At 69.2% G+C, this 21,174-nt stretch carries 20 protein-coding genes; 5 read left to right on the top strand and 15 right to left on the bottom strand.

The window, feature by feature from the left end; genetic code table 11:
* Positions 1-5: 5 nt before the first annotated feature.
* The 3 genes from V3328_RS25770 to V3328_RS25760 form a co-directional block, all read right to left on the bottom strand.
* Positions 6-1,466: a Y-family DNA polymerase gene (locus tag V3328_RS25770; protein ID WP_340332611.1), complete on the bottom strand. Its 1,461-nt coding sequence runs from the start codon at positions 1,464-1,466 to the stop codon at positions 6-8.
* Between the two features lie 52 nt (positions 1,467-1,518).
* The gene (locus V3328_RS25765; RefSeq protein ID WP_340332610.1) at positions 1,519-2,535 is read right to left on the bottom strand and encodes an ImuA family protein; all 1,017 of its coding nucleotides are present in this window, start codon (positions 2,533-2,535) and stop codon (positions 1,519-1,521) included.
* Positions 2,536-2,787: 252 nt separating this feature from the next.
* Positions 2,788-5,175: an adenosylcobalamin-dependent ribonucleoside-diphosphate reductase gene (locus tag V3328_RS25760; RefSeq protein WP_340332609.1), complete on the bottom strand. Its 2,388-nt coding sequence runs from the start codon at positions 5,173-5,175 to the stop codon at positions 2,788-2,790.
* A 255-nt stretch (positions 5,176-5,430) separates the two neighbouring features.
* Between V3328_RS25760 and V3328_RS25755 the strand changes: the two genes are divergently transcribed.
* Complete coding sequence (locus V3328_RS25755; protein ID WP_340332608.1) at positions 5,431-6,294, top strand: hypothetical protein; 864 nt, start codon at positions 5,431-5,433, stop codon at positions 6,292-6,294.
* 245 nt (positions 6,295-6,539) lie between these two features.
* The gene (gene ligM, locus V3328_RS25750) at positions 6,540-7,940 is read left to right on the top strand and encodes a vanillate/3-O-methylgallate O-demethylase (protein WP_340332607.1); all 1,401 of its coding nucleotides are present in this window, start codon (positions 6,540-6,542) and stop codon (positions 7,938-7,940) included.
* Between the two features lie 20 nt (positions 7,941-7,960).
* On the opposite strand, the gene V3328_RS25745 is transcribed toward ligM, so the two are convergent.
* The 5 genes from V3328_RS25745 to ftsE all read right to left on the bottom strand — a co-directional run bounded on the left by V3328_RS25745 (position 7,961) and on the right by ftsE (position 12,148).
* The gene (locus V3328_RS25745; protein ID WP_340332606.1) at positions 7,961-8,728 is read right to left on the bottom strand and encodes an SDR family oxidoreductase; all 768 of its coding nucleotides are present in this window, start codon (positions 8,726-8,728) and stop codon (positions 7,961-7,963) included.
* 54 nt (positions 8,729-8,782) lie between these two features.
* The gene (locus V3328_RS25740) at positions 8,783-9,568 is read right to left on the bottom strand and encodes a lysophospholipid acyltransferase family protein (RefSeq protein ID WP_340332605.1); all 786 of its coding nucleotides are present in this window, start codon (positions 9,566-9,568) and stop codon (positions 8,783-8,785) included.
* An 88-nt stretch (positions 9,569-9,656) separates the two neighbouring features.
* On the bottom strand, positions 9,657-10,373 hold the full coding sequence (locus V3328_RS25735) for a YdcF family protein (RefSeq protein ID WP_340332604.1): 717 nt from the start codon (positions 10,371-10,373) through the stop codon (positions 9,657-9,659).
* A gap of 94 nt (positions 10,374-10,467) precedes the next feature.
* Positions 10,468-11,481 carry a cell division protein FtsX gene (locus V3328_RS25730; RefSeq protein WP_340332603.1) on the bottom strand — a complete coding sequence of 338 codons (1,014 nt, stop codon included), beginning with the start codon at positions 11,479-11,481 and terminating at the stop codon, positions 10,468-10,470.
* A gap of 7 nt (positions 11,482-11,488) precedes the next feature.
* Entirely contained in the window at positions 11,489-12,148 is a 660-nt protein-coding gene (gene ftsE, locus V3328_RS25725; protein ID WP_340332602.1) for a cell division ATP-binding protein FtsE, read from the bottom strand.
* Positions 12,149-12,376: 228 nt separating this feature from the next.
* On the opposite strand from ftsE, the gene V3328_RS25720 reads away from it, so the two are divergent.
* Genes V3328_RS25720 through V3328_RS25710 form a run of 3 tightly spaced genes read left to right on the top strand, consistent with a single transcriptional unit; the run spans position 12,377 to position 14,196 of the window.
* Positions 12,377-13,231 carry a zinc-ribbon domain-containing protein gene (locus tag V3328_RS25720; protein WP_340332601.1) on the top strand — a complete coding sequence of 285 codons (855 nt, stop codon included), beginning with the start codon at positions 12,377-12,379 and terminating at the stop codon, positions 13,229-13,231.
* The gene (gene hpt, locus V3328_RS25715; RefSeq protein WP_340332600.1) at positions 13,228-13,779 is read left to right on the top strand and encodes a hypoxanthine phosphoribosyltransferase; all 552 of its coding nucleotides are present in this window, start codon (positions 13,228-13,230) and stop codon (positions 13,777-13,779) included. Before V3328_RS25720 ends, hpt begins: the two co-directional genes overlap by 4 nt.
* A 57-nt stretch (positions 13,780-13,836) precedes the next feature.
* Positions 13,837-14,196 carry a response regulator gene (locus V3328_RS25710; RefSeq protein ID WP_340332599.1) on the top strand — a complete coding sequence of 120 codons (360 nt, stop codon included), beginning with the start codon at positions 13,837-13,839 and terminating at the stop codon, positions 14,194-14,196.
* 7 nt (positions 14,197-14,203) lie between these two features.
* On the opposite strand, the gene V3328_RS25705 is transcribed toward V3328_RS25710, so the two are convergent.
* From V3328_RS25705 to V3328_RS25675, 7 genes are all read right to left on the bottom strand, one after another.
* A complete protein-coding gene (locus tag V3328_RS25705; RefSeq protein WP_340332598.1) occupies positions 14,204-16,801 on the bottom strand; it encodes a TIGR02302 family protein in 2,598 nt (865 codons plus the stop codon).
* A 120-nt stretch (positions 16,802-16,921) separates the two neighbouring features.
* Entirely contained in the window at positions 16,922-18,196 is a 1,275-nt protein-coding gene (gene lysA, locus V3328_RS25700) for a diaminopimelate decarboxylase (protein WP_340332597.1), read from the bottom strand.
* A gap of 9 nt (positions 18,197-18,205) precedes the next feature.
* Positions 18,206-18,409, bottom strand: coding sequence for a hypothetical protein (locus tag V3328_RS25695; protein ID WP_340332596.1), 204 nt, complete (start codon positions 18,407-18,409; stop codon positions 18,206-18,208).
* Positions 18,410-18,555: 146 nt separating this feature from the next.
* Positions 18,556-18,981, bottom strand: a complete 426-nt coding sequence (locus V3328_RS25690; protein ID WP_340332595.1) for a metallopeptidase family protein — start codon at positions 18,979-18,981, stop codon at positions 18,556-18,558.
* A 6-nt stretch (positions 18,982-18,987) separates the two neighbouring features.
* Positions 18,988-19,254, bottom strand: a complete 267-nt coding sequence (locus V3328_RS25685; protein WP_340332594.1) for a hypothetical protein — start codon at positions 19,252-19,254, stop codon at positions 18,988-18,990.
* Between the two features lie 47 nt (positions 19,255-19,301).
* Positions 19,302-19,742, bottom strand: a complete 441-nt coding sequence (locus V3328_RS25680; RefSeq protein ID WP_340332593.1) for a GFA family protein — start codon at positions 19,740-19,742, stop codon at positions 19,302-19,304.
* A 147-nt stretch (positions 19,743-19,889) separates the two neighbouring features.
* Positions 19,890-20,549 (bottom strand): hypothetical protein, encoded by a 660-nt coding sequence (locus V3328_RS25675; RefSeq protein ID WP_340332592.1) that lies wholly within the window; start codon positions 20,547-20,549, stop codon positions 19,890-19,892.
* Between the last annotated feature and the right edge of the window lie 625 nt (positions 20,550-21,174).

Below are 21,174 nucleotides of genomic sequence, written 5' to 3'. Positions count from 1 at the left end.
GCAACTCATCCGAACAGCCCGTGCAGGTACCAGCGCGGACGCGCCGTTTCGCGGCCGAAGAGCCCTGCCCGGAACACCCAGTAGCGGCGGCCGGCATCGTCCTCGACGCGGAAATAGTCCCGGGTCAGCGTCGCCGCATCCTCGCTTGCCTCCTGCAGGCCGCCGCCAGCCTGCGCCCACCATTCCGGCGCGATGCGCTCCGGGCCCTCCATGCGCGCGATGCGGCGCAGGACCCGGCGCCAGCGAAAGCGGATCGGCGGCCCGTCCGGCACCTCGGCGATCGCCTCGATCGGCTCGGGCACCGCCAGCAGCCGAAGCGGCCGTTCGGGTGCCCGGCCGGGGCGCGGCAGGGGCTGCGGCCAGTGCGTTCCCGACAGGCCGTCGACGGCGGGCACCGCGGCAGCGGCCCGCTCCGGAATGTGACTGTCGCGACTGACCAGCCGGACGACGTGGTCGCGTCCCAGGCGCGCGGCCAGCCGGTCGGCGAGGCGGGCGAGCGCCTCCTCGTCCTCCGTCCGGTCCGGCGCAATCCGGGCGGCGGCCACCTGCTCGGCATCGAAGGCCTCGACCACCTCTGCGGCGAGCCGTACCAGTTCGATCCCCTCGCCGGTATCGAGGCCGCTGTCGAAGGTGACCAGCCGCTCCCGCAGCAGCGAGGCCATCACGTCGGGCGCGCGTGCCGGCCGGCTGAGCCCCGCCTCTATCCGCAAGGCCCTGCCGTCGAGGCGGAACAGGGTCAGCGCCAGTCGCCGCGCGCCCTGGCCGTGGCGCGTCAGCGGTTCGGCGAGATGTCCGGCCAGCGTCCGGATCGTCCGCTCGATGTCCTCGACCAGGCGGATCGGCTCGGCGAAGGTCCGCTCCACGAGAAACGCCGGCGGCGCGCGCAGCGGCGACAGCGGCTCGTCGGCCCTGGCGAGGGCCCGGTCGAGACGGGTCAACAGGTCGGGGCCGAACCGGGCGGCCAGCGTCTGGCGCGGCAGGCCGACGAGCTGGCCGATGCGCTTCAGGCCGAGCCGGTCGAGCGTGGCGACGGTGGATGGGTCCGCCTCGAGCGCCCCGACGGGCAGGGCCGCGACGGCCTCGGCGTTGCCACCGGGCGGTACGACGGTTCCCGGCGTCGTGCGGGCAAGCGCACGGGCCGCGGTTGCCGTGTCGGCGATCGCGGCGGCGCCGGTCAGGCCTCGGCGCCGCAACCGGCCGGTGAGGTCGGCGAGAAGCGCGGTCTCGCCGCCGAACAGGTGGGTGCAACCGGCGATGTCCAGGACCAGGCCGCACGGCCCGTCGAGCGACACCAGCGGCGTGTAGCGCCCCGCCCACTCGGCAAGCGCCAGCAGCGTTCGGCGGTCCGCCTCCGGATCGGCGGGAAAGGTCTCGAGGTCGGGTCGGCGGGCGCGGGCGTCGGCCAGCGTCAGGCCCGGATCGAGCCCGGCCGCGGCGGCGACCCGGTCGACGGCGGCGAGCCGCATGGCGTTGCCCGCAGTCTCGACCGTGGCGTGCGGGACCGCGGGAGCGCCCGTCTCATCCGGCGCGCCGGAGCGGCAGGACGGCCGGCCGGTCGGCGGAGCCCCCCTCAGCCGTTCGACCGGCAGGTGCGGCAGCCTGACGGCGAGGAACCGCCGTGCCGGACCGATCGGATCCAGGCCAATCGGATCCGGACCAGGCCGATCCGGGCTGACCGGTGCCGGGGTCCGCGATGCCGGACGTGAGGAGGGGAGGGGCGGGGGTGAAGACGTGCTCATCGGGCTTCCACATCAGGGTGAAACAGCCGCCGGGGCGGGCGGCGTTGCGTTCCAGATCGGCCTGCCAGGCCGGCTGCGGCAGGGCCAGGGACTCGGAAACGCCCAGGTCCGCGGGCGGGCTGATGCGCCAGCGGGTGCGGGCTGCGCTGAGGCCGGCGCCGGCGCCCGGCCGAACCAGCATCGCGGTCACGCCGCTGCGGGCGGCGCGTAGGGTCAGTCGCCGGGTCGCGGTCATGTCGACCACTGCCGGGTCGCCCCGGATCTCGGCCAGCACGGCGGCGAGGGCCCGGCTCGACAGGCCCTCCTCGGCCGCCCACAGCGCCTCGCGGGGGCGCCGCGTCTCCACGATCAGCAGCCGGCCGGGGTCGAGGCCGAAGGCGGCAAGGCCCGGACCGTAGGGCCGGCCCCATTCGCCGGCGCCGTCGAAGGTGGTCACGATCAGCGTCCAGCGGCCACCCGGCCGGTGGCGGCCAGTGGGGCCCTGCGCTGTCCGCTCCAGAGGTGGCCGGTCAACGTCGACCCGATCGCCGCCGGGCCAGGCGCAAAGACGGGCGGCAAGCGCTGCGGCGAAGCCGAAGGCGAGCGCCCCGTTCGCCTCGCTGGCGCGGATTTCGTGCAGGTCCCCCCGCCTCAGGCCGCCGCCGAGCGTGTCGTCGAGCGCGGGATGGCCGAGCGGGACAGGCGACGCGACCCGGCTTTGATCCGGCTCCGCCGACCCACCCCCGTCACCCTCCAGCCGCGCGATGCGCCGCCGCAGGCTGTCGAGATCGGGCAGGGTGTCAGGTGCGTCGGGCACAATGGCTCTCCGTTCCGGGCAAATGCTTCCGCCGCCCGGTGACAACAGCTTTTGTTCCTGTTTTGTTCCAATATGGATTCCATTGTTCAGCGTGAGAGTCAATCGGCGGGCTGATCACCCGAAGGCCCGGCATCGGGTAGATTCCCCGAGAGATAACGGACCCGGGCCAAAGGCGAATCTGAAAAGCTCCGGCACGGCCCAGGCACCTCGTCGGTCAGCCCTGCCCGCGCCCCTGTACGAGCCGCGGGTGCCTCACCCGCATTTGGAATAGCCGCAGTCGAGGCAGGCGAGGCAGCCCTCGCGGTGATGCAGGCTGGGATGGCCGCAGCGGGGGCAGGTCGCCCCCGACCCTTCCGGCATGCCGGCGATCATCGCCTTCGCCTTTGGCTCTTCCCGCACGTCGCGCCGGCTGTCGCCGCTCGAGGCGAGAAAGCCGATATCGACCATGTGCTTCTCGATGACGTCGGCGATCGCGGCCAGAAGGCTCGGCACGTAGCGGCCGTTCATCCACTGGCCGCCGCGCGGATCGAACACCGCCTTCAGTTCGTCGACCACGAAGGACACGTCGCCGCCGCGGCGAAACACGGCGGAGATCAAGAGCGTCAGGGCCGCGGTCCAGGCATAGTGCTCGACATTGCGCGAGTTGATGAAGATCTCGAACGGCCGGCGCCGCCCGTCGCGGAGGATGTCGTTGATGGTGATGTAGAAGGAATGCTCCATGTCCGGCCAGCGCAGCTTGTAGGTGAAGCCGGGCAGGATCGCGTCCCGCTTCAGCGGCTCCGTCAGCCGCACGACCGCGGCGCCGTCGGGGGGAACGGTCCGGGCCTCGGCGGGTATCTCCGGCGCCGGCAGCGGCAGGCTTGTCTGCGAATCGCCGGCGGCCTCCTGACCGGCGCTTGCCTGGCCGCCGGCCGTTTCCACCACGCTGAGGACCGACCCGGTCACCGGGTTCGGCCGGTAGGTGGTGCAGCCCTTCAGGCCCATCGCATAGGCCTGCGCATAGAGGTCCTTGAAGGCCTCGAACGTGGTGTCGCGCGGCACGTTGATGGTCTTGGAGATCGAGGAATCGACCCACGGCTGCAGCGCCGCCTGCATCTTCAGGTGCGCGGCCGGGGTCAGCGTCTGCGCCGTGACGAAGGCGTCCGCGACACCGGCCTCCTCGCCGAACCGGGCGCGGTAGAGCCTGTAGGCGTGATCGCTGACCTCTTCCTCGCGGCGCGTGCCGTCGGGCATCAGCACGGCGCGCCGGTAGGCCAGCGAGAAGATCGGCTCGATGCCCGACGAGACGTTGTCGGCGAACAGCGAGATGGTGCCGGTCGGGGCGATCGAGGTGACGTGCGAGTTGCGCAGGCCGTGCGTCGCGATCAGCGCCCGAACGTCCTCGTCGAGCCGGGCGACCGTCGGGCTTTCCAGGAACCGGTCCCTGTCGAACAGCGGGAAGGCGCCCTTCTCGGCGGCGAGCCGCGCGCTCGCGCGATAGGCGGCATTCTGGATCGTCCGCATCCAGGCGCCGGCCGCCTCGGCGCCCTCGTCGGAACCGTAGACCAGCCCGAGCATGGCAAGAGCATCCGCAAGACCGGTGACGCCGAGGCCCAGCCGGCGCTTGGCCTCGGCCTCCTCGCGCTGGGCGGGAAGCGGGAAATTCGAGACGCCGACGACGTTGTCGAGGAAACGGATCGCGGTCGCCACCGTCTCCTCAAGTTCGTCGGCGTCCAGGCGCGCCGTCGGCTCGAAGGGATCATGAACCAGTCTGGCGAGGTTGACGGAGCCGAGCAGGCAGGCGCCGTATGGCGGCAGCGGCTGCTCGCCGCACGGATTGGTCGCCTGGATCGTCTCGCAATAGGCGAGGTTGTTCTCCGCATTCACCCGGTCGATGAAGATGACCCCCGGTTCCGCGTAGTCGTAGGTGGAGCGCATGATGCGGTCCCACAGATCGCGCGCCCGCACCGTCCGGTAGACCTTGCCGTCGAAGACGAGATCCCAGTCGGCGTCGTCCGCAACCGCCTGCATGAAGGCGTCGGTCACGAGGACCGACAGGTTGAACATCCTCAGCTTCGCCGAGTCCGCCTTGGCGTCGATGAACAATTCGATGTCGGGATGGTCGCAGCGCAGCGTGCCCATCATGGCGCCGCGGCGGTGGCCGGCCGACTGGATCGTCCGGCACATGGCGTCCCAGACCTCCATGAAGCTGACCGGCCCGGACGCGTCGGCGCCGATCGACTTCACCACCGCGCCCTTCGGCCTCAGCGTCGAGAAGTCGTGGCCGATCCCGCCGCCCTGCTGCATGGTCAGCGCCGCCTCGCGAAGCTGCGTGAAGATGCCGTCGAGGTCGTCGGGGATCTCTCCCATGACGAAGCAGTTGAACAGGGTCACCCGGCGGCCGGTGCCGGCCCCCGCCAGGATGCGGCCTGCGGGCAGGAACGCGCCCGACTTCAGCGTCTCGTGAAACCGCTGCGCCCACGCATCGCGACGCTCGGGGACCTCGGCGTCCGCGACGGCACGCGCAACCCGGCCGAGGGTATCGTCGACGCTGTCCTCGACGGGAGCGCCGCCCTCGCCGCGCAGCCGGTACTTCATGTCCCAGATCTCGGTTGCGATCGGGGAGAGCGGTATGGAGTCGCGGGAGGTCCTGCTTGCCATGCTCGATACTCGTTACGCGCGCCCAAGGTGGCGCCACCTTCCAATATCGTGCGAAACGTGCACGAGGTCAATAAATGTTCATGTTTTGTACCTGAGAGGCAACGTCCTCGACATGCCGGAGACGGGATTTGCATCCAATTATTGACACTTAATCAGTCGTCGGAATCCGATAACCGTGAGATCATCGCCGGACCGGCGGAAGATTCGGTGCAACGGCGATCAGCCAATGCGCGCCGGTCCCGGGGAGTATCAACGATGCCGTACGGCAATGAACGCAAGGGGCCTGACAACATGCAATTCACCCGTACGACGCGCCTGCGGACGATGCTGGTCGCGGCATTCGCCGGGCTTGTTTCCGCATCGAGCGGGATCGCCGGCACCGCCGATACCGATGGCCGCACGATCGCCGAACTGACGCCTGCCGCGATCGCGGCGAATCCGTCCGCCTTCAAGATCTGCCCCGAATCGCCGGACGACCCCAACACCTTCGCCCTGTGCGCAACCGCCAAGTGCTGGACCCTCGACGGGGTCGCCTACTGCAAGTGCGACGTGCTGAACGAAGACAGCATTTCGCTGCCCTTCCACTTCCGCGCAGGCGGCAAGCGGCAGGATGTCTGCGATCTGCTGAAGGAGGGCGTCGAAAACGGCTTCACGATCAGCACCTACGCCACGCCGCGCCAGCTCGAAAAGGATTACAAGCCGGCCAAGGAGAAGCTCGGCCGGCCGCTGGCGCTCTACACCTGTCCGGGAACGAGCATGGGCGCGGAGGCCGGATACTCCGCCCAGTGCGACGGCGGCGTCTGCTTCAAGAGCACGGTCGGCCAGGACTTCCCCGGCCTCGGGCACGTCAAGAAGGACGAGATCGTCTGTTCCTGCCCGCCCGCCGCGGCCTCGCCCATCGGTTTCCAGGCCTCCGGTCCGTGGTCGTGCAGGCCCGGCGCCAAGAACGTCAACGGCCGCTGCTGCGATCAGGACTACCAGGAACGGCTGTGCGGCGTGACGAGCGTCTCCAAGACAGGAACCAGGATCGCGGTCGGTGCGCCGACCGGCGTCGCAACCGTTCTATCGAAGCTGCTCGACGGCAAGGCACCGGCGATCAATCGCTGCGTCTTCCAGTAGTCGGCTCCCGCTACCCGGCCCGCAAACCGCCGACTCCGATACCGATTGCGACGACCGGCCGGCCGCCTTGGCCGGCCGGTTTTCGCATAGCGCAGGGAAAGCCGCATAACCCTCCGCATTGCCCAATTGTCGTTCGACTCCCAAACTACCTTTGCACTAACAATGGCCGATCCTTTCGGGGACTTCATCGGACCAGGCGGCACGCGCTTTGACAGCCCTGTCCGCAATCGTGGGAAGGAACGACAATGACCAGAAAGACCCTGGAGGACGCGCTCGCGTCGGCCGGCAACACGGTGGACATGCTGCGCAATTCGCAGATCGGCGCCTATGTCTATCCGGTCGTGCCGCCGGAATTCACCAACTGGCGCAGCGAACAGTGGGCCTGGAGCCATTCCGCGGTGCTCTTCGACCAGTCCCACCACATGGCCGAACTGATGGTCGAGGGTCCCGACGCCAGGAAGCTTTTGTCCTATCTGGCCATCAACTCCTTCGAGAACTTTCCCGTCGACAAGGCCAAGCACTTCGTGCCGTGCAGCCATGGCGGCCATGTCATCGGCGACGTGATCATCTTCCACCTGGCGGAGAACCAGTACAATCTCGTCGGGCGCGCCCCGACGGTGAACTGGGTCGAGTTCAACGCCTCGACCGGCGGCTACGACGTCGAGCTTGCCCGCGACGACCGGTCGCCGCCGCGGCCGGGCGGCAAGCCGGTGGTCCGGCGGCACTACCGCTACCAGATCCAGGGGCCGAACGCCCCGCAGATCCTCGAGAAGCTGAACGGCGGGCCGGTGCCGGAGATCCGGTTCTTCAACATGGACGAGATCACCATCGCCGGCCGCAAGGTGCGGGCGCTGCGCCACGGCATGGCCGGCGCGCCCGGTCTCGAGGTCTGGGGTCCCTACGAGGAGGGCGAGGAGATCCGCGCCGCCATCATCGAGGCCGGCAGGGACCACGGCCTGCACCAGGTCGGCTCGCGCGCCTATGCCACCAACACGCTCGAATCGGGCTGGATCCCCTCGCCGCTCCCGGCCGTCTATACGGGCGAGAAGATGAAGCCCTATCGCGAATGGCTCCCGGCCGACAGCTACGAGGCGACCGGCTCGATCGGCGGCAGCTTCGTCTCCGCCGACATCGAGGACTACTACGTCAACCCGTATGAGCTCGGCTACGGGATATACGTGAAGTTCGACCACGACTTCATCGGCCGCGAGGCGCTCGAGAAGATGAAGGACGCCCCGCAGCGCCGCAAGGTCACCTTCGAATGGAACGCCGAGGATGTGGCGAGGGTGATGGCATCGATGTTTGCGCCCGAGGGCGAGGCCTACAAGTACATCGACCTGCCGCTGTCGAACTACGCCTCGTCCTCCTACGACAGGATCGAGATGGGCGGCAGGACGGTCGGCTTCTCGATGTTCGCCGGCTACAGCTACAACGAGAAGTCCATGCTGTCGCTCGGCATCGTCGATCCGGACATCAACGAGGGCGACGTGCTGACGCTGGTCTGGGGCGAGGAGGACGGCGGCACACGCAAGACCACCGTCGAGCCGCACCGGCAGACCGAGATCCGCGTCCGGGTGTCTCCCGTCCCCTATTCGAAGATGGCGCGAGAATCCTACGCCGACAGCTGGCGCACCCGCAGAGCCTGAGGGCTGCGCCGCAGCCGAACCTACGCTTGCGGCAGCCCGACGGCCTCTCTGACCTCGGCCGATCTGAGTAACACGTCCGTGCCCAGATGGCCGTCGGCGCCCGGACCGCTCAGCCAGGCGATCGCCTTCGCCACCCACTCCGCGGGGATGTGCACCGACGGGTCGAGCTGGCTGACCGGATTGACGCCCGAGGCCTTGATGGCGACCTGCATGCCGGTTGCCACCGTGCCCGGGCTCAGGCCGACGACGCGGATGCCCCTGTCCCGGTATTCCTTGTCGGCGCACATGGTCAGCGACAGGACGGCGGCCTTCGTCGCGCAATAGTGGCTCCAGCCCTCCAGCGCGCTGGTCGCCGCGCCGGAGCTGATGTTGATGATCGTGCCGGAACCCTGCTCCTCCATGACCGGCAGCGCGGCGCGCAGGCCGTGATAGACGCCCATCAGGTTGATGTCGACGACCTTCGCCCACTCCTGCGGATCGGACTCGGCAATCCGGGCGATCGGCTCGATAACGCCGGCATTGTTGAGGAGAATGTCCAGCCGGCCGAATTCGCTCCGGCAGATCCTCACGGCATCGGCAACGTCGTAGTAGCGCGATACGTCGCATGTCCAGGCAAGCGCCTTGCCGCCGGCCGCGACGATCTCGTCGGCGATCCCGGAAATGTCCCCGCTCGATCGCGCCGCGAGCACGACCGAGACGCCCCGGCCTGCGAGCTCACGCGCGGCCGCGGCGCCGATTCCGCGGCTTGCACCCGTTATGATCGCGGCCTGTCCTGCCAGTTCGCTCATGGGGGTTCTCCCTGATAAGTCGGTTGTTGGATCGCCGCGTCCGCGACGGAGGAGTCATGCGTTCCGGCCTTCGCCGAGAGCGGCGAGCCGCTGCCGCGCCGATTCGGGCAGCGGCGGCGGTGCCGGTGCCCGGGCTGCTTCGACGAGCAGCCGGTCCGACGCCGTCTCGATCGTGGCCTCCAGCCGCGCCAGGAACTCCTTGCGCGGCAGCCCGGCCGGGATCGGGTCGAGGAATTCGACGAGGATGGTGCCGGGATAGCGCTGCCACCGGCGCCTCGGCCAGTATAGCCCCGAATTGAGCGCGACGGGCAGGCAGGGCACGTCCATCTGCTGGTAGAGCAGGACGACCCCGGCCTTGTAGGCGGGTTCGGCGCCCGGCGGCCGGCGCGTGCCTTCGGGAAAGATCAGCACCTGGCGGCCCGAACGTGCCTCCAGACGCGCGACGCCCGCCATCTCCTTCAGTGCGCGCGCGCCCTTGTCGCGCCGGACCGAGATCATGCCGGCCCGCGAGATCCACCAGCCGAACAGCGGAATCCGGGTCAGCTCGTGCTTGAGTATGAAAACGGGGTCGGCGAAGCAGTGCAGAAGCGCGAAGGTCTCGAACATCGACTGGTGCTTGGCGGCCACCAGCCATGGACCCCGATAGGGAAGAGGCCCGCCACGGACTTCGAGGCGCACCCCGCCGACCACCCTCAGCAGCCATACCGAGCTCTTCGCCCAGCCCTGCATCAGCACCGTCAGGCGCGGACGCGGCAGCCAGATCAGCGGCAGGCACGCCGTCATCCACAGGATGAGGTTTACATAGAAGGCAAGGTTGAAGAGGAGCGATCTGAGAACCACCGGTCGGGCCCTGCGTTGCCGGGAATGCGCAAGGGTCTATCCGTGGACCCGCGTGGGGTCCAGATCAACCGCGCAGATGTCGGGGCCGTCAGCCGCCAATCGCGGCGTGCTCGGCGTCCAGCGAGGTCGAGGGGCCGCCGAGCCGCAGCCGGGCGAGCGACATCAGGTACTTGGTGTATTCGGCGAGCAGCAGCCGCGTGGTGCCCGGATTGCGCCACCAGTTGTCGATGTGCACGCGTCCGGTGACGACGGGGTAGGGAATGAGGCTTGCCTCCGGCATCTCGCGGCTGATCTCGTTGAGGCTGCGCGGCAGGTGGTAGCTGGCCGTGACGACGATCAGCGTGTTGAAGCCGTTGCCGCGCGCCCAGTCGCGCGCCTCCTTGGCGTTGCCGACCGTGTTCAGCGCGGAGTGACCGAGATCGACGCAGCAGAAGAACAATCCGTCGTGATCGGGGGTCAGGCTGGCGAGCGTCTCGCGGGTGGTCCCCGGATGGACGCCTGAAATCAGCAGACGCCGCGCCCGGCCCTCGCCGAGCAGGGTAATCGCATCCGTGATCCGTTCCGCGCCTCCGGTCAGCGCGACGATCGCATCGGCGCGCTCGCTGACGCGTGGACGCTCCAGCGCGGCGACGGATTCCACGAAATGCGCAAAGCCGATCGCGAACGCGATCACGCCGCCGATCAGGAATCCCAGCACCGCGATGGTGCCGAGACGCACGGACGTCGAACGCCGCCGCACCGGCGCAGGGTCCGCTGCCGGTCCGGTGTGTTCAGTGGTGCCGTTGTCCGGGCCGATCCGGGCCATCTGCTCGCTTTCCACCATCCCAGCCGGGAAGGATACTAAGGATTGCGGCCACGTCACGGCAAGTGTTGCGGCGGTGCGTCGCACAAGAGAATTGTCAGTCGAAAACCTTGAGGAACCGGAACACCGCGAGCCGGGAGCTCATGGCGGTCAGCGCGGCCACCAGCAACACGGTCAGGCCAATACCGGCAAATGCAGTCCAGCCGATCGAAAGGCCGCCGAACAGCGCGTCGAACTGATCCCCGGCCGGCGTCGCCGAGAACTGCGACGACGACCACCGGATAGCCGCGAACGACGCCAGCGCCGCCAGTCCGCCGGCAAGTCCGCCGCGGAAGCCGAGCCGCAGGAAATGCCGCTCGAACTCGCGGGCGATGAAGGATTCCTTGGCCCCGACCAGATGCAGCACCTCGACGATGTCGCGGTTGGAGGCCATCGCGCCGCGTGTTGCGAAGATCACCGACAGGACGGTCGCCACCAGGACGAGGACCAGGATGGCGCTGCCGCTGATCGTCAACGTGTTGGCCATCACGGCAAGCCGCCCCTGCCAGAGCTCGTGATCGTCGAGGCTGGCGCTCGGCACCGACTGCGACAGGCGGCGGCGCAGTTCGCCGATATCGGGCGGTGCGGAGCGGTCGACCTCGACGACGATCAGGCGGGGCACCGGAAGCTCGTCGAGATCGACGCCCGCGCCCAGCCATGGTTCGAGCAGATCACGCAGTTCCTGGTCGGACAGCGCTCCGGCCCCGGTGACGCCGGGCATCGACCGGATGATGTCGAGCGCCTCGGTCACGGCGGCGGTGACGTCGAGCCCTTCGAGCGGGCGGACCTGGACGGTGATCTCCGCGGAGATGTCCGACCGCCAGTCCGCCGAGGCGGAGGCGATGACTGCGACCGCGCCGACCGTGATGCAGGCCAGGAAGGACATGATCGCCAGGACGAAGAACAGCGCCCGTCCGGCAATGCTGGAGGCCGGGACGATCGCGCCGGCGGGCTCGAAGTCCTCGTCCGGCTCCGAGCCGTCCTCGTCGAGATCGTCGATGCGCAGGTCGTCCGCGTCCTCCGCGTCCCGTGCGTCGCGGAAGCCGTCCTTGAGGTCTGCGGGCAGGACCATGCGCGCCTCAGTCGTAGATGTGGACCCGGCCCTCGTTCAGGACGAAGCGTCGCGCGTCGTACTGATCCATGAGGCCGATATCGTGGGTTGCGATGACCACGGTGGTGCCAAGCCGATGCAGTTCCATGAACAGCCGCAGCAGCCGTCGGGCAAGGGTGGGGTCGACATTGCCGGTCGGCTCGTCGGCCAGCAGCATCTCGGGCTGGGTGATGACGGCGCGAGCGATCGCCGCGCGCTGCTTCTCGCCGCCCGACAGCACCGGCGGGCGCACGTGGACGCGGTCGCCGAGGCCAACCCAGTGCAGCAGCTCGATGACGTCGGTGCGGTAGGAGGTCTCCGGCTTGCCGATCACCCGCAGCGGCAGCGCGACGTTCTCGTAGGTGGTGAGGTGGTCGAGCAGGCGGAAATCCTGGAAAACCACCCCGATCCGACGGCGCAGGGTGGGCAGGTCGGTGCGCGGCAGGCTCGCCACGTCGTGATCGAACACCGACATCAGGCCGCGGGTCGGCTTCAGCGCCAGGAACAGCAGCCGCATCAGCGACGTCTTGCCGGCGCCAGACGGTCCGGTCAGGAACTGGAACGATCCCCGGTCTATGCGGAACGAAACGTCCCGCAGCACCTCCGGCCCCATGCCGTATCTGAGCCCGACATTTTCGAAACGAATCAACACTCAGCTCCAACGGCGGACGGATGGACGGCAGGCCGGACGGGCCGGGGCCGCGCGACGTGCCCGCGCCCGGGAACGTTCTCGATCAGGGCCGGGTCGCGCATCCTGCGATCGTTCCCGTAGCCTCGCAGACACCCTCTTAACGCTTCATTAATCATAATCCGGCGAGGTGATGCGTACGCGGCACGGACTCATTCGACGCGTTCCGACAGTCGGCGGACGAACCTTATGAAGATTACCTGCCCGGGCTGCAACACTGGCTACTCGGTCGACGCGCATTCCTTCCATCGGCACGGTCGCATGGTCCGATGCGCCCGTTGCCGGCATGTCTGGCACGCGGTCGCCGACGCGCCGGTCATCGACATCCTGCCGCCCGAAATTGACGAAGCTGCGACGACGGCACTGATCGTGGTCGACCGGTCGCTGGACCGATATCTCCGCCAGCTCGTGTCCGAGGAGGGCTTCCGCATGGCGGCCCCGCCGCACCGCGCGGTCCGCGACGACGGCCAGGTCGGCGATCTCCGGACGGCTCGCCTGCTGATCCGCCGGCACCGGGGTGTCATGCGGGCCGCGGGAGCATGCGTGCGGCTCGCGGCGACCGCGATTCCTCGCCGCCCGCGCGGCCGGACCGGCCCGGTCGGGCGTCGCGGCATGCTCGCCGCCGCGCTGGCCGCGGTGCTGGTGCTCGAGATTGCCGCCATTCACCATCGCGAAGACATCGTGCGAACGATGCCGGCCGCAGCGGGGCTGTTTGCCATGGTCGGGCTGCCGGTGGAGCCGCGCGGGATGGATCTCGCCTATGTTGCCCAGGGCCGGGAGCGCGGGAGCGGCGCACCGTTCCTGGTCGTGGCGGGCGACATACGCAATATCGATCGAGGCGAAGCGCTTCCCGCCCTCCGGTTTGCGCTTCGGGGCGCAGACGGCGATGAAGGTGCCCGGGCGGAGAAGCCGCCACAGCGCTCGACAGCAGCCGACGGGGCCGTGCCATCCCAGACGCGCCTTGCCTCGCCGCCGCAGGAAGCCGAGGATGGGCCGGTTCGAGTCATCGAACGGACGAAGCGTTTCGCGGAGTACAGGAATTGACCACGATCGAGCGGCGGGGCCATCGAATACGCGTGCTGTTCTCGCCGGAGGACATCGCCGCGCGCAACCGGGCGCTTGCCGACGAGATCAGCCGGAAGGCGGGATCGGAGATCCTGGTCATCGCGATCCTCAAGGGCAGCTTCGTGTTCGCGGCCGATCTGCTGCGTGCGCTCTACGAGGCGGGACTCTCCCCGCAGGTCGAGTTCATGAGCCTGTCGAGCTACGGCGCCGGCACCGCGTCGTCTGGGCAGGTGTCGGTGCTGCGGGACGTGGAAACCGACGTTGCCGGCCGCACGGTCATCCTCGTCGACGATATCCTCGAATCGGGACGGACACTCGCCTATGCCAAGGACCTGCTCGCGGCACGAGGCGCGGCCCGGGTGCTCTCCTGCGTGCTGCTGGACAAGCCCGGCCACCGTGCCGCCAGTATCGACCCGGATTTCGTCGGATTCGACTGTCCCGACCTGTTCGTGGTCGGGTATGGAATGGATGTCGCCCATGCGTTCCGCGAGCTGCCCTTCGTCGGTGTCGTCGAGGATCGCGCCTGACGCGGACGGCGCGCCGGGCCCGGTACCGGCACCGGTCATGAGTACGGGGTGAACCGAATGGCTACGGTCTTGCTGGTTGAGGATGACGACGGCGTCCGCAGCTTCGTGAAGCGGGCGCTGGAGATCGACGGCTACTCGGTGCACGCCGCCGCCGACGGCGCCGAGGCCCTCGATCTGCTGCGCGGGCCGGCCCGCGAGGCGGGCCTCGTGCTGTCGGATATCGTCATGCCGGTCATGGACGGCATCGCGCTGGCGCAGAGCGTGGCGCGCGAGCGTCCGGAGGTGCCCGTAGTTCTGATGACCGGCTATGCCAACCAGCGCGAACGCGCCGACGGGCTCCACGCCATCGTGCGCGACATCGTGCTCAAGCCGTTCACGCTCGCCGAAATCCGCGAGCGGGTGCGCGCCGCCCTCTGAGACGGGCTCAGAACCGCTCCAGCAGCCGTTCCAGGTAGTCCTTCTCGATGCTCGGACGGCTCGGGTCCGACAGCCGGCGGCGAAGCTCCTCGAGGATCTCGCGGGCCCGCTGCACGTCGATCTCCTCGGGAACCTTGACGGTCACGCCGTAGTCGGGCCCCTCGGTGCGCAGCGGCCGGCCGAAGGGATCCGTGCGCTGGCGTCCGTTCGGACCCGGCTGTCCCTGCCCCATGCCCTGCGCCATCTGCTCGGCCATCGACTGGGCGCCGCGACGCAGGTTGTCGAGCGCCCGGCCCTGTTCGGAGAGCGCGTCGCCGGTGTCGCCCTGACCGAGCGACTGCTGGGCCTCGCCCATCGCCCCGCCGGCCTGGCCGAGTTCGCTGCCGGGCTGGCCGCCCATTCCCCTCAGCTGCTCCATGAGCTGGCGAAGCTGCTCGCGCAGGTCGCCCTGACCCTGTCCCAGCTGGCCGAGCTGATCGCCCTGCTGGCCCTCGCCGTTCTGTCCCTGCTGACCCTGCTGGCCTTGTTGTCCCTGCTGCTGGTTGAACTGGAAGGTCTGGTCCATCAGCTGCTGCTGGCGGCGGATCAGGTCGCCCAGCTGGTCGAGCATCTCGCCCATCGGGCCGGACTGCATCTGGCCCGGCTGCATGCGGCCGTTGCGCAGGTTCTCCAGGAGGTTGCGGAGCTCGCTCAGCATCTGGCGCGCCGAATCGCGGGCGCCGCTGCGGGCCATGTTCTCGATCGCGTCGAGCAGGCGCTGCAGGTCGTTGCGGGTGAAGGTCTGGGCGTTCGGATCGACCGGCAGCTGATCGGCGAGGTCCTGGTTTTCCATGCCGCGCTGCGCAAGTTCGCGCAGGAACTCGTCGAGCGCCTGGCGCAACTCGGCCATCAGCCGCTCGATCTCGTCATCCGGCGCGCCGTCCTCGAGCGCCTGCATAAGTCGCTCCTGGGCGGCGCGCAGGTCCTCGGCCGCCAGCGACAGGTCGCCGTCTTCGATCTGCAGCGCCACTTCCCAGAGCTGGTCGACGACGCTGCGCAGCGTCTCCTCGCTGCCGTCGCCCGACTTGAGACGCCAGAAGGCGCTGCGCAGGCCCAGATAGACGCCGTAATCGTCGATGTGGTCCTCCGGATCGATCGCCAGCACGTCGAGGAGGCGGGCCACCGTCGGCGCCGAATTGCGGTCGAGCGCCAGGGTGCGGCGCTGCTCGATGACGGCGCGCGCCAGCGGCTCGTAGAAGGGCCGCTGCGGGAGCGTGATCTCGAGCGATTCGCTCAGGCCTTCCTGGCCGGCGTCGTCGCGGACGACGAGGCGCAGCTTGACCTTCGAGCCCGCCCAGGGATGCGACGACAGGTCCTTGATGGTCTGGGCGGTGCCCGACTGTGCGCGCAGCTGCGGCAGCGTCAGGGCGAAGTCCGGGGCGGGGACGAGCGGATCGGCGGCGGCGAGTTGCGGATCGAGCGGCACGAAGGTCGCCTCGCCCGAAACGACGCCGTAATCGTCGCTGACGGAGTAGTTCAGCCGCAGCGCCTGTGTCGCGGTGAAATCGGGCGGCTGCGCGAAGCCGACCGACGGCGGCTGGTCCTGAATGACGTCGAAGGCCCAGTCGTAGATCGTCTCGCCGTCGAGCTCGATGCCGACGCTGCCGCTGTCGTCGAGCGTGATCTGGTACTCGGCCGGCCCCGTGGCGACGGCTTCGGCGCCTTGTGCCTGCTCGTTCCCTTCAGCTGCGGAGGCGGAAGTGGAGGCGATGGGAGTCGGCTCGGCCATGCCGATGGCGGCCGTGACGCGTACGCCGGCGCTGTTCGGCGCCCGCACGACGAGGCGCGATCCTTGAGGCACCGAGACGGCATCGGGTCGATTCGCGGCATCGCCGCGATCCCTCTGCGCCGGCGCGGCGCGGGTTCCGCCGGTCAGCAGGATCGGCGGCCGTCCCGTATAGCGGGGCGGCGACACCCAGGCGTCGATGCGTGCGATCTGCGTCTCGTCCGGCCCCGCCGGCGCGACCACCGACAGCAGCCGGCCGCGCCAGTCCTGTCCCGCCCAGGCCAGCGCCACCACGAACATCAGCAGCACCACGGCGCGCAGGGCATAGGGGTCGCGCTCGGCGACGCGCGGTGCGGGAATGCCGGCCGATAGCCGGCCCAGGCCGGCGGCGGCGCGGCTGCGATGCGCCGCCCACAGACGTTTCGTCGCCTCGTCGGCCTGGCTGGCGGGCAGCGTATCGGACAGCGCGGTCAGCGGACGGTGCTGCAGGCCGGTCGCCGTCTCCACGCGATGGCGCGACTCGCTGGCGCCCGGCAGATGGACCCGCCTCAGCGGCCACAGCGCCGCCGCGAAGGCAATCGCGAACAGCACCAGTCCGGCGATCCTGAACGCCGGCGGCAGGGTGAGCCAGAGACCCAACCACGATACGATGCAGTAGAGGGCGACGACGAGGATCGCTGGCAGCACGGCGGGCCACAGACGCTCGAAGGAGAGCGCCAGCCCCGCCCGCTGGATCGCTCCGCGGATCTTCAGACGCTGCGCGCCCTCCGGGCCACCGTCCGCGGCGTGCCTTCCCGAAATCCTCGGAGGTCTGCGTTGCGTCGTCTCTGGTCCGGCCAACGGATCATCCTTCCCGGTCGACTTCACCCCAATAGTCTAGGGCGAGCCTGGGCTGGGGAAAGCCGGAGCATAGGCTGGATTGCAATCGTGGCGCCAATCAGGCGTTTGTGAGCGCCGTGCTCAGCCGCCGTCCAGCCAGGGCGGCAGGCGGTCCAGGCCGATCAGGTCGTCATAGTCCGGACGCGGGCGGACGACGGCGAAGGCATCGTCGCGCACCATGACCTCGGGGACGAGCGGGCGGGTGTTGTAGGTGGTCGACTGGACGGCACCGTACGCGCCCGCCGACATGATCGCCAGCAGGTCACCGGACCGGCTGCGCGGCAGGCTCCGGGCCAGCGCCAGATAGTCGCCCGTCTCGCAGACCGGGCCGACGACGTCGACCACGTCCCGGACGGCGCCGGCCGCCGGCTCGTCGACGGGGACGATCTCGTGATGGGCCTCGTAGAGCGTCGGCCGGACCAGGTCGTTCATCGCCGCGTCGACGATCAGGAAGATCTTGTCATGGCCCTGCTTCACGTACAGCACGCGGGTGACCAGGATGCCGGCATTGCCGGCGATCAGCCGCCCCGGTTCGACGATCACCTTGCAGCCGAGCGCCGAGACCCGCCGGTGGACGATCCGGCCGTAGTCGGCGGGCAGCGGCGGCGGCGCGCCGTTGCCGGCGTAGGGGATGCCGAGCCCGCCGCCGAGGTCGATGTGCTCGATCCGGTGGCCGTCGTCGCGCAATCCACCGACAAGCTCGCCGAGGCGTTCGAACGCCGCGTCAAAGGGCTCCAGCTCGGTGATCTGGCTGCCGATATGCATGTCGATGCCGGTTACCTTCAGGCCCGGCAGTTCGGCGGCGCGCCGATAGACGTCGCGCGCCCGCGCCCAGGGGATGCCGAACTTGTTCTCCGCCTTTCCCGTCGCGATCTTGTGATGGGTCCTGGGATCGACGTCGGGATTGATGCGCAGCGACACCGGGGCGGTCTGGCCGCGCGCGGCGGCTATCTCCGACAGCAGCTCGAGCTCGGGCTCGGATTCCACGTTGAAGCACAGGATGTCCTCGTCGAGCCCGTAGGCGAGCTCGCGGGCGGCCTTGCCGACGCCGGAGAAGACGATGCGGTCGCCGGGCACCCCGGCGGCGCGGGCGCGCCTGAGTTCGCCCTCGGAAACCACGTCCATGCCGGCGCCGAGGCGGGCCAGCGTCGTCAGCACGGCCTGGTTCGAATTGGCCTTCATCGCGTAGCAGATCAGCGAGGGAAAGCCCGCCAGCGCTTCGGCGAACACCCGGTAGTGGCGCTCCAGCGTCGCCGTCGAATAGCAGTAGAACGGCGTGCCGACGGACCGGGCGATGTCGGCCACCGGCACGTCCTCGGCGTGCAGGACGCCGCCGCGATAGCCGAAATGATGCATCGGGTGCGCCTACATCAGCAGTCCGTCGAGGATGAACGGCTTGTCGGGCTTGACGCCATCCGGCGGCGGCGGCGTCTTGACGGCGGGATCGCGCACCTCGGCAGGATCGGACCCGGGCGGCGGCTCGAGCTGGGTCGGCTTGATGCCGCAGCCTGCAAGCAGCAGCGAGACGGACAGGCCGGCGGCCAGCAGGAGTGTACTGTTGACGGACATCCTCACCTTCGATCTTTCCAGCGGTATTTCCACCAACCCGACGGGTGCCGTGGTCGCGGCGGCCTGAGCCACCACGACGGCGACCGGTAGCAGAATTCCGCTGCAAACGGAACAGCCTGGCAGGCAGCGCCGATCCGTCGCCGCCCTCAGTCGCGCGCCTCCGCTTCGATCGCCTCCATGTCGTCGTCCGACATGCCGAAATGGTGACCGATCTCGTGGATCAGCACGTGGGCCACGAGATGGCCCAGCGTGTCGTCGGACTCCGCCCAGAAGTCGAGCAGCGGTCGCCGGTAGAGCCAGATCATGTTCGGCAGTTCGCCGGTCTGGACGTGGCCTCGATGGGCAAGGCCGGTGCCCTGGAACAGGCCGAGCAGGTCATACGGGGACTCCAGCCCCATCTCGTCGAGAACGTCCTCGTCGGGAAAGTCGGCGACGCGGATGACGATCTCGCCGCACAATTTCCGGAACGCGTCGGGCAGCGTGCCGAAGGCATCGCCGGCGAGCGCCTCGATCTCGTCGAGCGACGGCGAGGGACGATCCTGCCAGAAGGAATGGGAATTCGCGCGTGCCATGGCCGCTCAGAGATAGGTCGCGGCGAGATAGAACAGAAGGCCTACGAACGCCAGCAGTGACAGCCCGCGCCCGATGCGCCTGCCCCACACCTCGACCGCGTCGTCGGGATCGGCGTCCTGTCCGGCGAAATGCGCCTTCGCCCGGTCCGCCTGCCTGACGAAGCTCGACGTGCCGAACACCTCGGAGCCCGCGGCCGCGTTCTCTAGGTCCTTCAGCGCATCGGCACGGCGCGCCTCGTCGGTCTTGCCGGGCGTGGGCTTGTCGTCGCTCATCGCGGAACTGTAGCATGGCGAGGGCGCATGGTCGCCCGCCGCGGTCACTATCGGTCGCGTTCGCCCAGCCGCCGCAGCGCCTCGACGAATTCGGGGTCCTCGTCCGTGGTCATCCGCGGCAGACCGTCCTCGAGCTTCAGCCACGACAGCATCGATTCCGCGCCCCAGTGCAGGCTCGGCGGAACCGCTTCGGGATCGTCGAGGCTGCCGGTGACGACGCCGGTGCGGTCGTCCTCGAAGGAATAGTCCATGGTGATCGGCGTGCCGCAGTTCGGGCAGAAGCTGCGCAGGCCGATTTCGGAGGAGCGGTAAGTCTTCAATTCGCCGGTCAGCCTGAGATGGCCGCGCGGAACCGTGACGAAGCCCATGAAGGCCCCGCCGGACTGGCGCCGGCACATGGCGCAGTGGCAGGTCGAGCCCCGCTCTCCCTCGTAGTCGATCTCGTAGCGGACAGCGCCGCACAGGCAGCCGCCGGTGAGTGTCATCATGCCGGTACCTCGAACGACGAGTCTGTGGCGCACACTAGCACGATCGGCGGGTCGGGACATCGGGCGCGCCCGGGCCATCGATCAGGCGCGTTCGGGGGACTTTCATCCGCCAGTTGCTGCGGCCCGCGGGCCGCACCTCGAAGCCGGTCACCAGCCAATGCTGGGCAGAAGCCCCGTGATCCGGTCGAACAGGCCCGGCCTCTCCTCGGCGGCAGCGACGGTCGCACCGGGAGAAATGTCGAACGGCTCGCCCGTCGCCGCCGGCGTGTGAGCGCCCGGATCGAGGCCGCCTGGCCGGACCGAGGGCACCGGCTCCGCCGGCACCGGCGCAGCGGCGATCGATCTGGTGCCCAGCGATGCAGCCGGCGCCGTCGGGGCCGGCGTCCCAGAAGCAGGCGTCCCAGAAGCAGGCGTCACGGGGGCAGGTGTCACAGAGCTAGGCGTCACGGGCGCCGCCTCGGCCACCTTGGGCTGGCTCACGGTTACGGGGGTGGCGAGTGGACCGGATGCCCGCGCCAGCGCCTTGTCCTGCCGCCGCGCGGCTTCCAGCGCGTCGACGCGGCTCGACAAGGCCGCGACCGTATCCTCGAGCCGCTGGCGTTCGTCCTGCGCGACCAGGCACGTCCAGTTCCCGTTTTCCATCCGGCACAACTCGAACCGGCCGGACCGCGTGTCGAGCCGGACGACCTTGTCGTTGATTTCCATCAGCTGGTACCGGCCGTCCCCGGTCAGGGCGTCCAGCGGCTCCGCCTCGGCAGTTCCGCTCGCGGCCACCAGGATGAACAGCAGGGGCATTGCATGGCGCATCGCGATCTCCGGCGTGTCTGCGAATCTGGGATCGGCCGCACTATCGGGAGGAATCGGAGCGACAATGGGGTCACAACGGGGCGGATTGGCCGCAGATTGTGGCAGACCCTCCCGGGGATACCGACTGTTACATGTTTTCAACACCGCCGGCCGGCGCCGGCGGCGTGGCGAGGACGGCGCGCCGGCCTGCGCGCTGCGTCCCCGACATGATCGGGGAAAAGACGAGCGATCCGGCAGCGGCCACGGCACGGCCTGCGCGTGTAAGTTTCGCACTCAACCGTCACCTCAACTTCCGCTCATCCCCGTGACTACGGGGATCCAGCGCAACATCCGGCGCAGCCGCTGCATAGGGGCCGCGTCAGCGCCTCTCCCGACCTCAGCCGTCATGCCCGGCCTCTGTGCCGGCATCCACGGACAGCGGTCACCGCGGAGAAGACGTGGATGGCCGGGACGGGCCCGGCCATGTCGACGGGGACGCAATCGAGGTCAGGGTGGAGCGCCGATTTCGACTGCACAGCCAATTGCTTACCAGCAACCCGCCGACAGTTTTATTCACACTCTCCAGAACGCGCGTATGCTCATGTCATCTCTCCCATGCGGGGGCGTGTCCGGATCCGACACGGAC

This window comes from Microbaculum marinum (assembly GCF_037855135.1).
GTDB classification, from domain to species: Bacteria; Pseudomonadota; Alphaproteobacteria; order Rhizobiales; family Tepidamorphaceae; genus Microbaculum; species Microbaculum marinum.
This window is presented reverse-complemented; position numbering and strand designations above follow the sequence as displayed.

Excerpts from the sequence above, each read along its gene's own strand:
- V3328_RS25770 (WP_340332611.1), bottom strand. The coding sequence starts at position 1,466 with ATGCGGCTCGCCGCCGTCGACCGGGTCGCCGCCGCGGCCGGGCTCGAT.
- V3328_RS25760 (WP_340332609.1), bottom strand. The coding sequence starts at position 5,175 with ATGGCAAGCAGGACCTCCCGCGACTCCATACCGCTCTCCCCGATCGCA.
- V3328_RS25755 (WP_340332608.1), top strand. The coding sequence starts at position 5,431 with ATGCCGTACGGCAATGAACGCAAGGGGCCTGACAACATGCAATTCACC.
- ligM (WP_340332607.1), top strand. The coding sequence starts at position 6,540 with ATGACCAGAAAGACCCTGGAGGACGCGCTCGCGTCGGCCGGCAACACG.
- V3328_RS25745 (WP_340332606.1), bottom strand. The coding sequence starts at position 8,728 with ATGAGCGAACTGGCAGGACAGGCCGCGATCATAACGGGTGCAAGCCGC.
- V3328_RS25735 (WP_340332604.1), bottom strand. The coding sequence starts at position 10,373 with ATGGCCCGGATCGGCCCGGACAACGGCACCACTGAACACACCGGACCG.
- V3328_RS25730 (WP_340332603.1), bottom strand. The coding sequence starts at position 11,481 with ATGGTCCTGCCCGCAGACCTCAAGGACGGCTTCCGCGACGCACGGGAC.
- V3328_RS25720 (WP_340332601.1), top strand. The coding sequence starts at position 12,377 with ATGAAGATTACCTGCCCGGGCTGCAACACTGGCTACTCGGTCGACGCG.
- V3328_RS25710 (WP_340332599.1), top strand. The coding sequence starts at position 13,837 with ATGGCTACGGTCTTGCTGGTTGAGGATGACGACGGCGTCCGCAGCTTC.
- lysA (WP_340332597.1), bottom strand. The coding sequence starts at position 18,196 with ATGCATCATTTCGGCTATCGCGGCGGCGTCCTGCACGCCGAGGACGTG.
- V3328_RS25695 (WP_340332596.1), bottom strand. The coding sequence starts at position 18,409 with ATGTCCGTCAACAGTACACTCCTGCTGGCCGCCGGCCTGTCCGTCTCG.
- V3328_RS25690 (WP_340332595.1), bottom strand. The coding sequence starts at position 18,981 with ATGGCACGCGCGAATTCCCATTCCTTCTGGCAGGATCGTCCCTCGCCG.
- V3328_RS25685 (WP_340332594.1), bottom strand. The coding sequence starts at position 19,254 with ATGAGCGACGACAAGCCCACGCCCGGCAAGACCGACGAGGCGCGCCGT.
- V3328_RS25680 (WP_340332593.1), bottom strand. The coding sequence starts at position 19,742 with ATGATGACACTCACCGGCGGCTGCCTGTGCGGCGCTGTCCGCTACGAG.
- V3328_RS25675 (WP_340332592.1), bottom strand. The coding sequence starts at position 20,549 with ATGCGCCATGCAATGCCCCTGCTGTTCATCCTGGTGGCCGCGAGCGGA.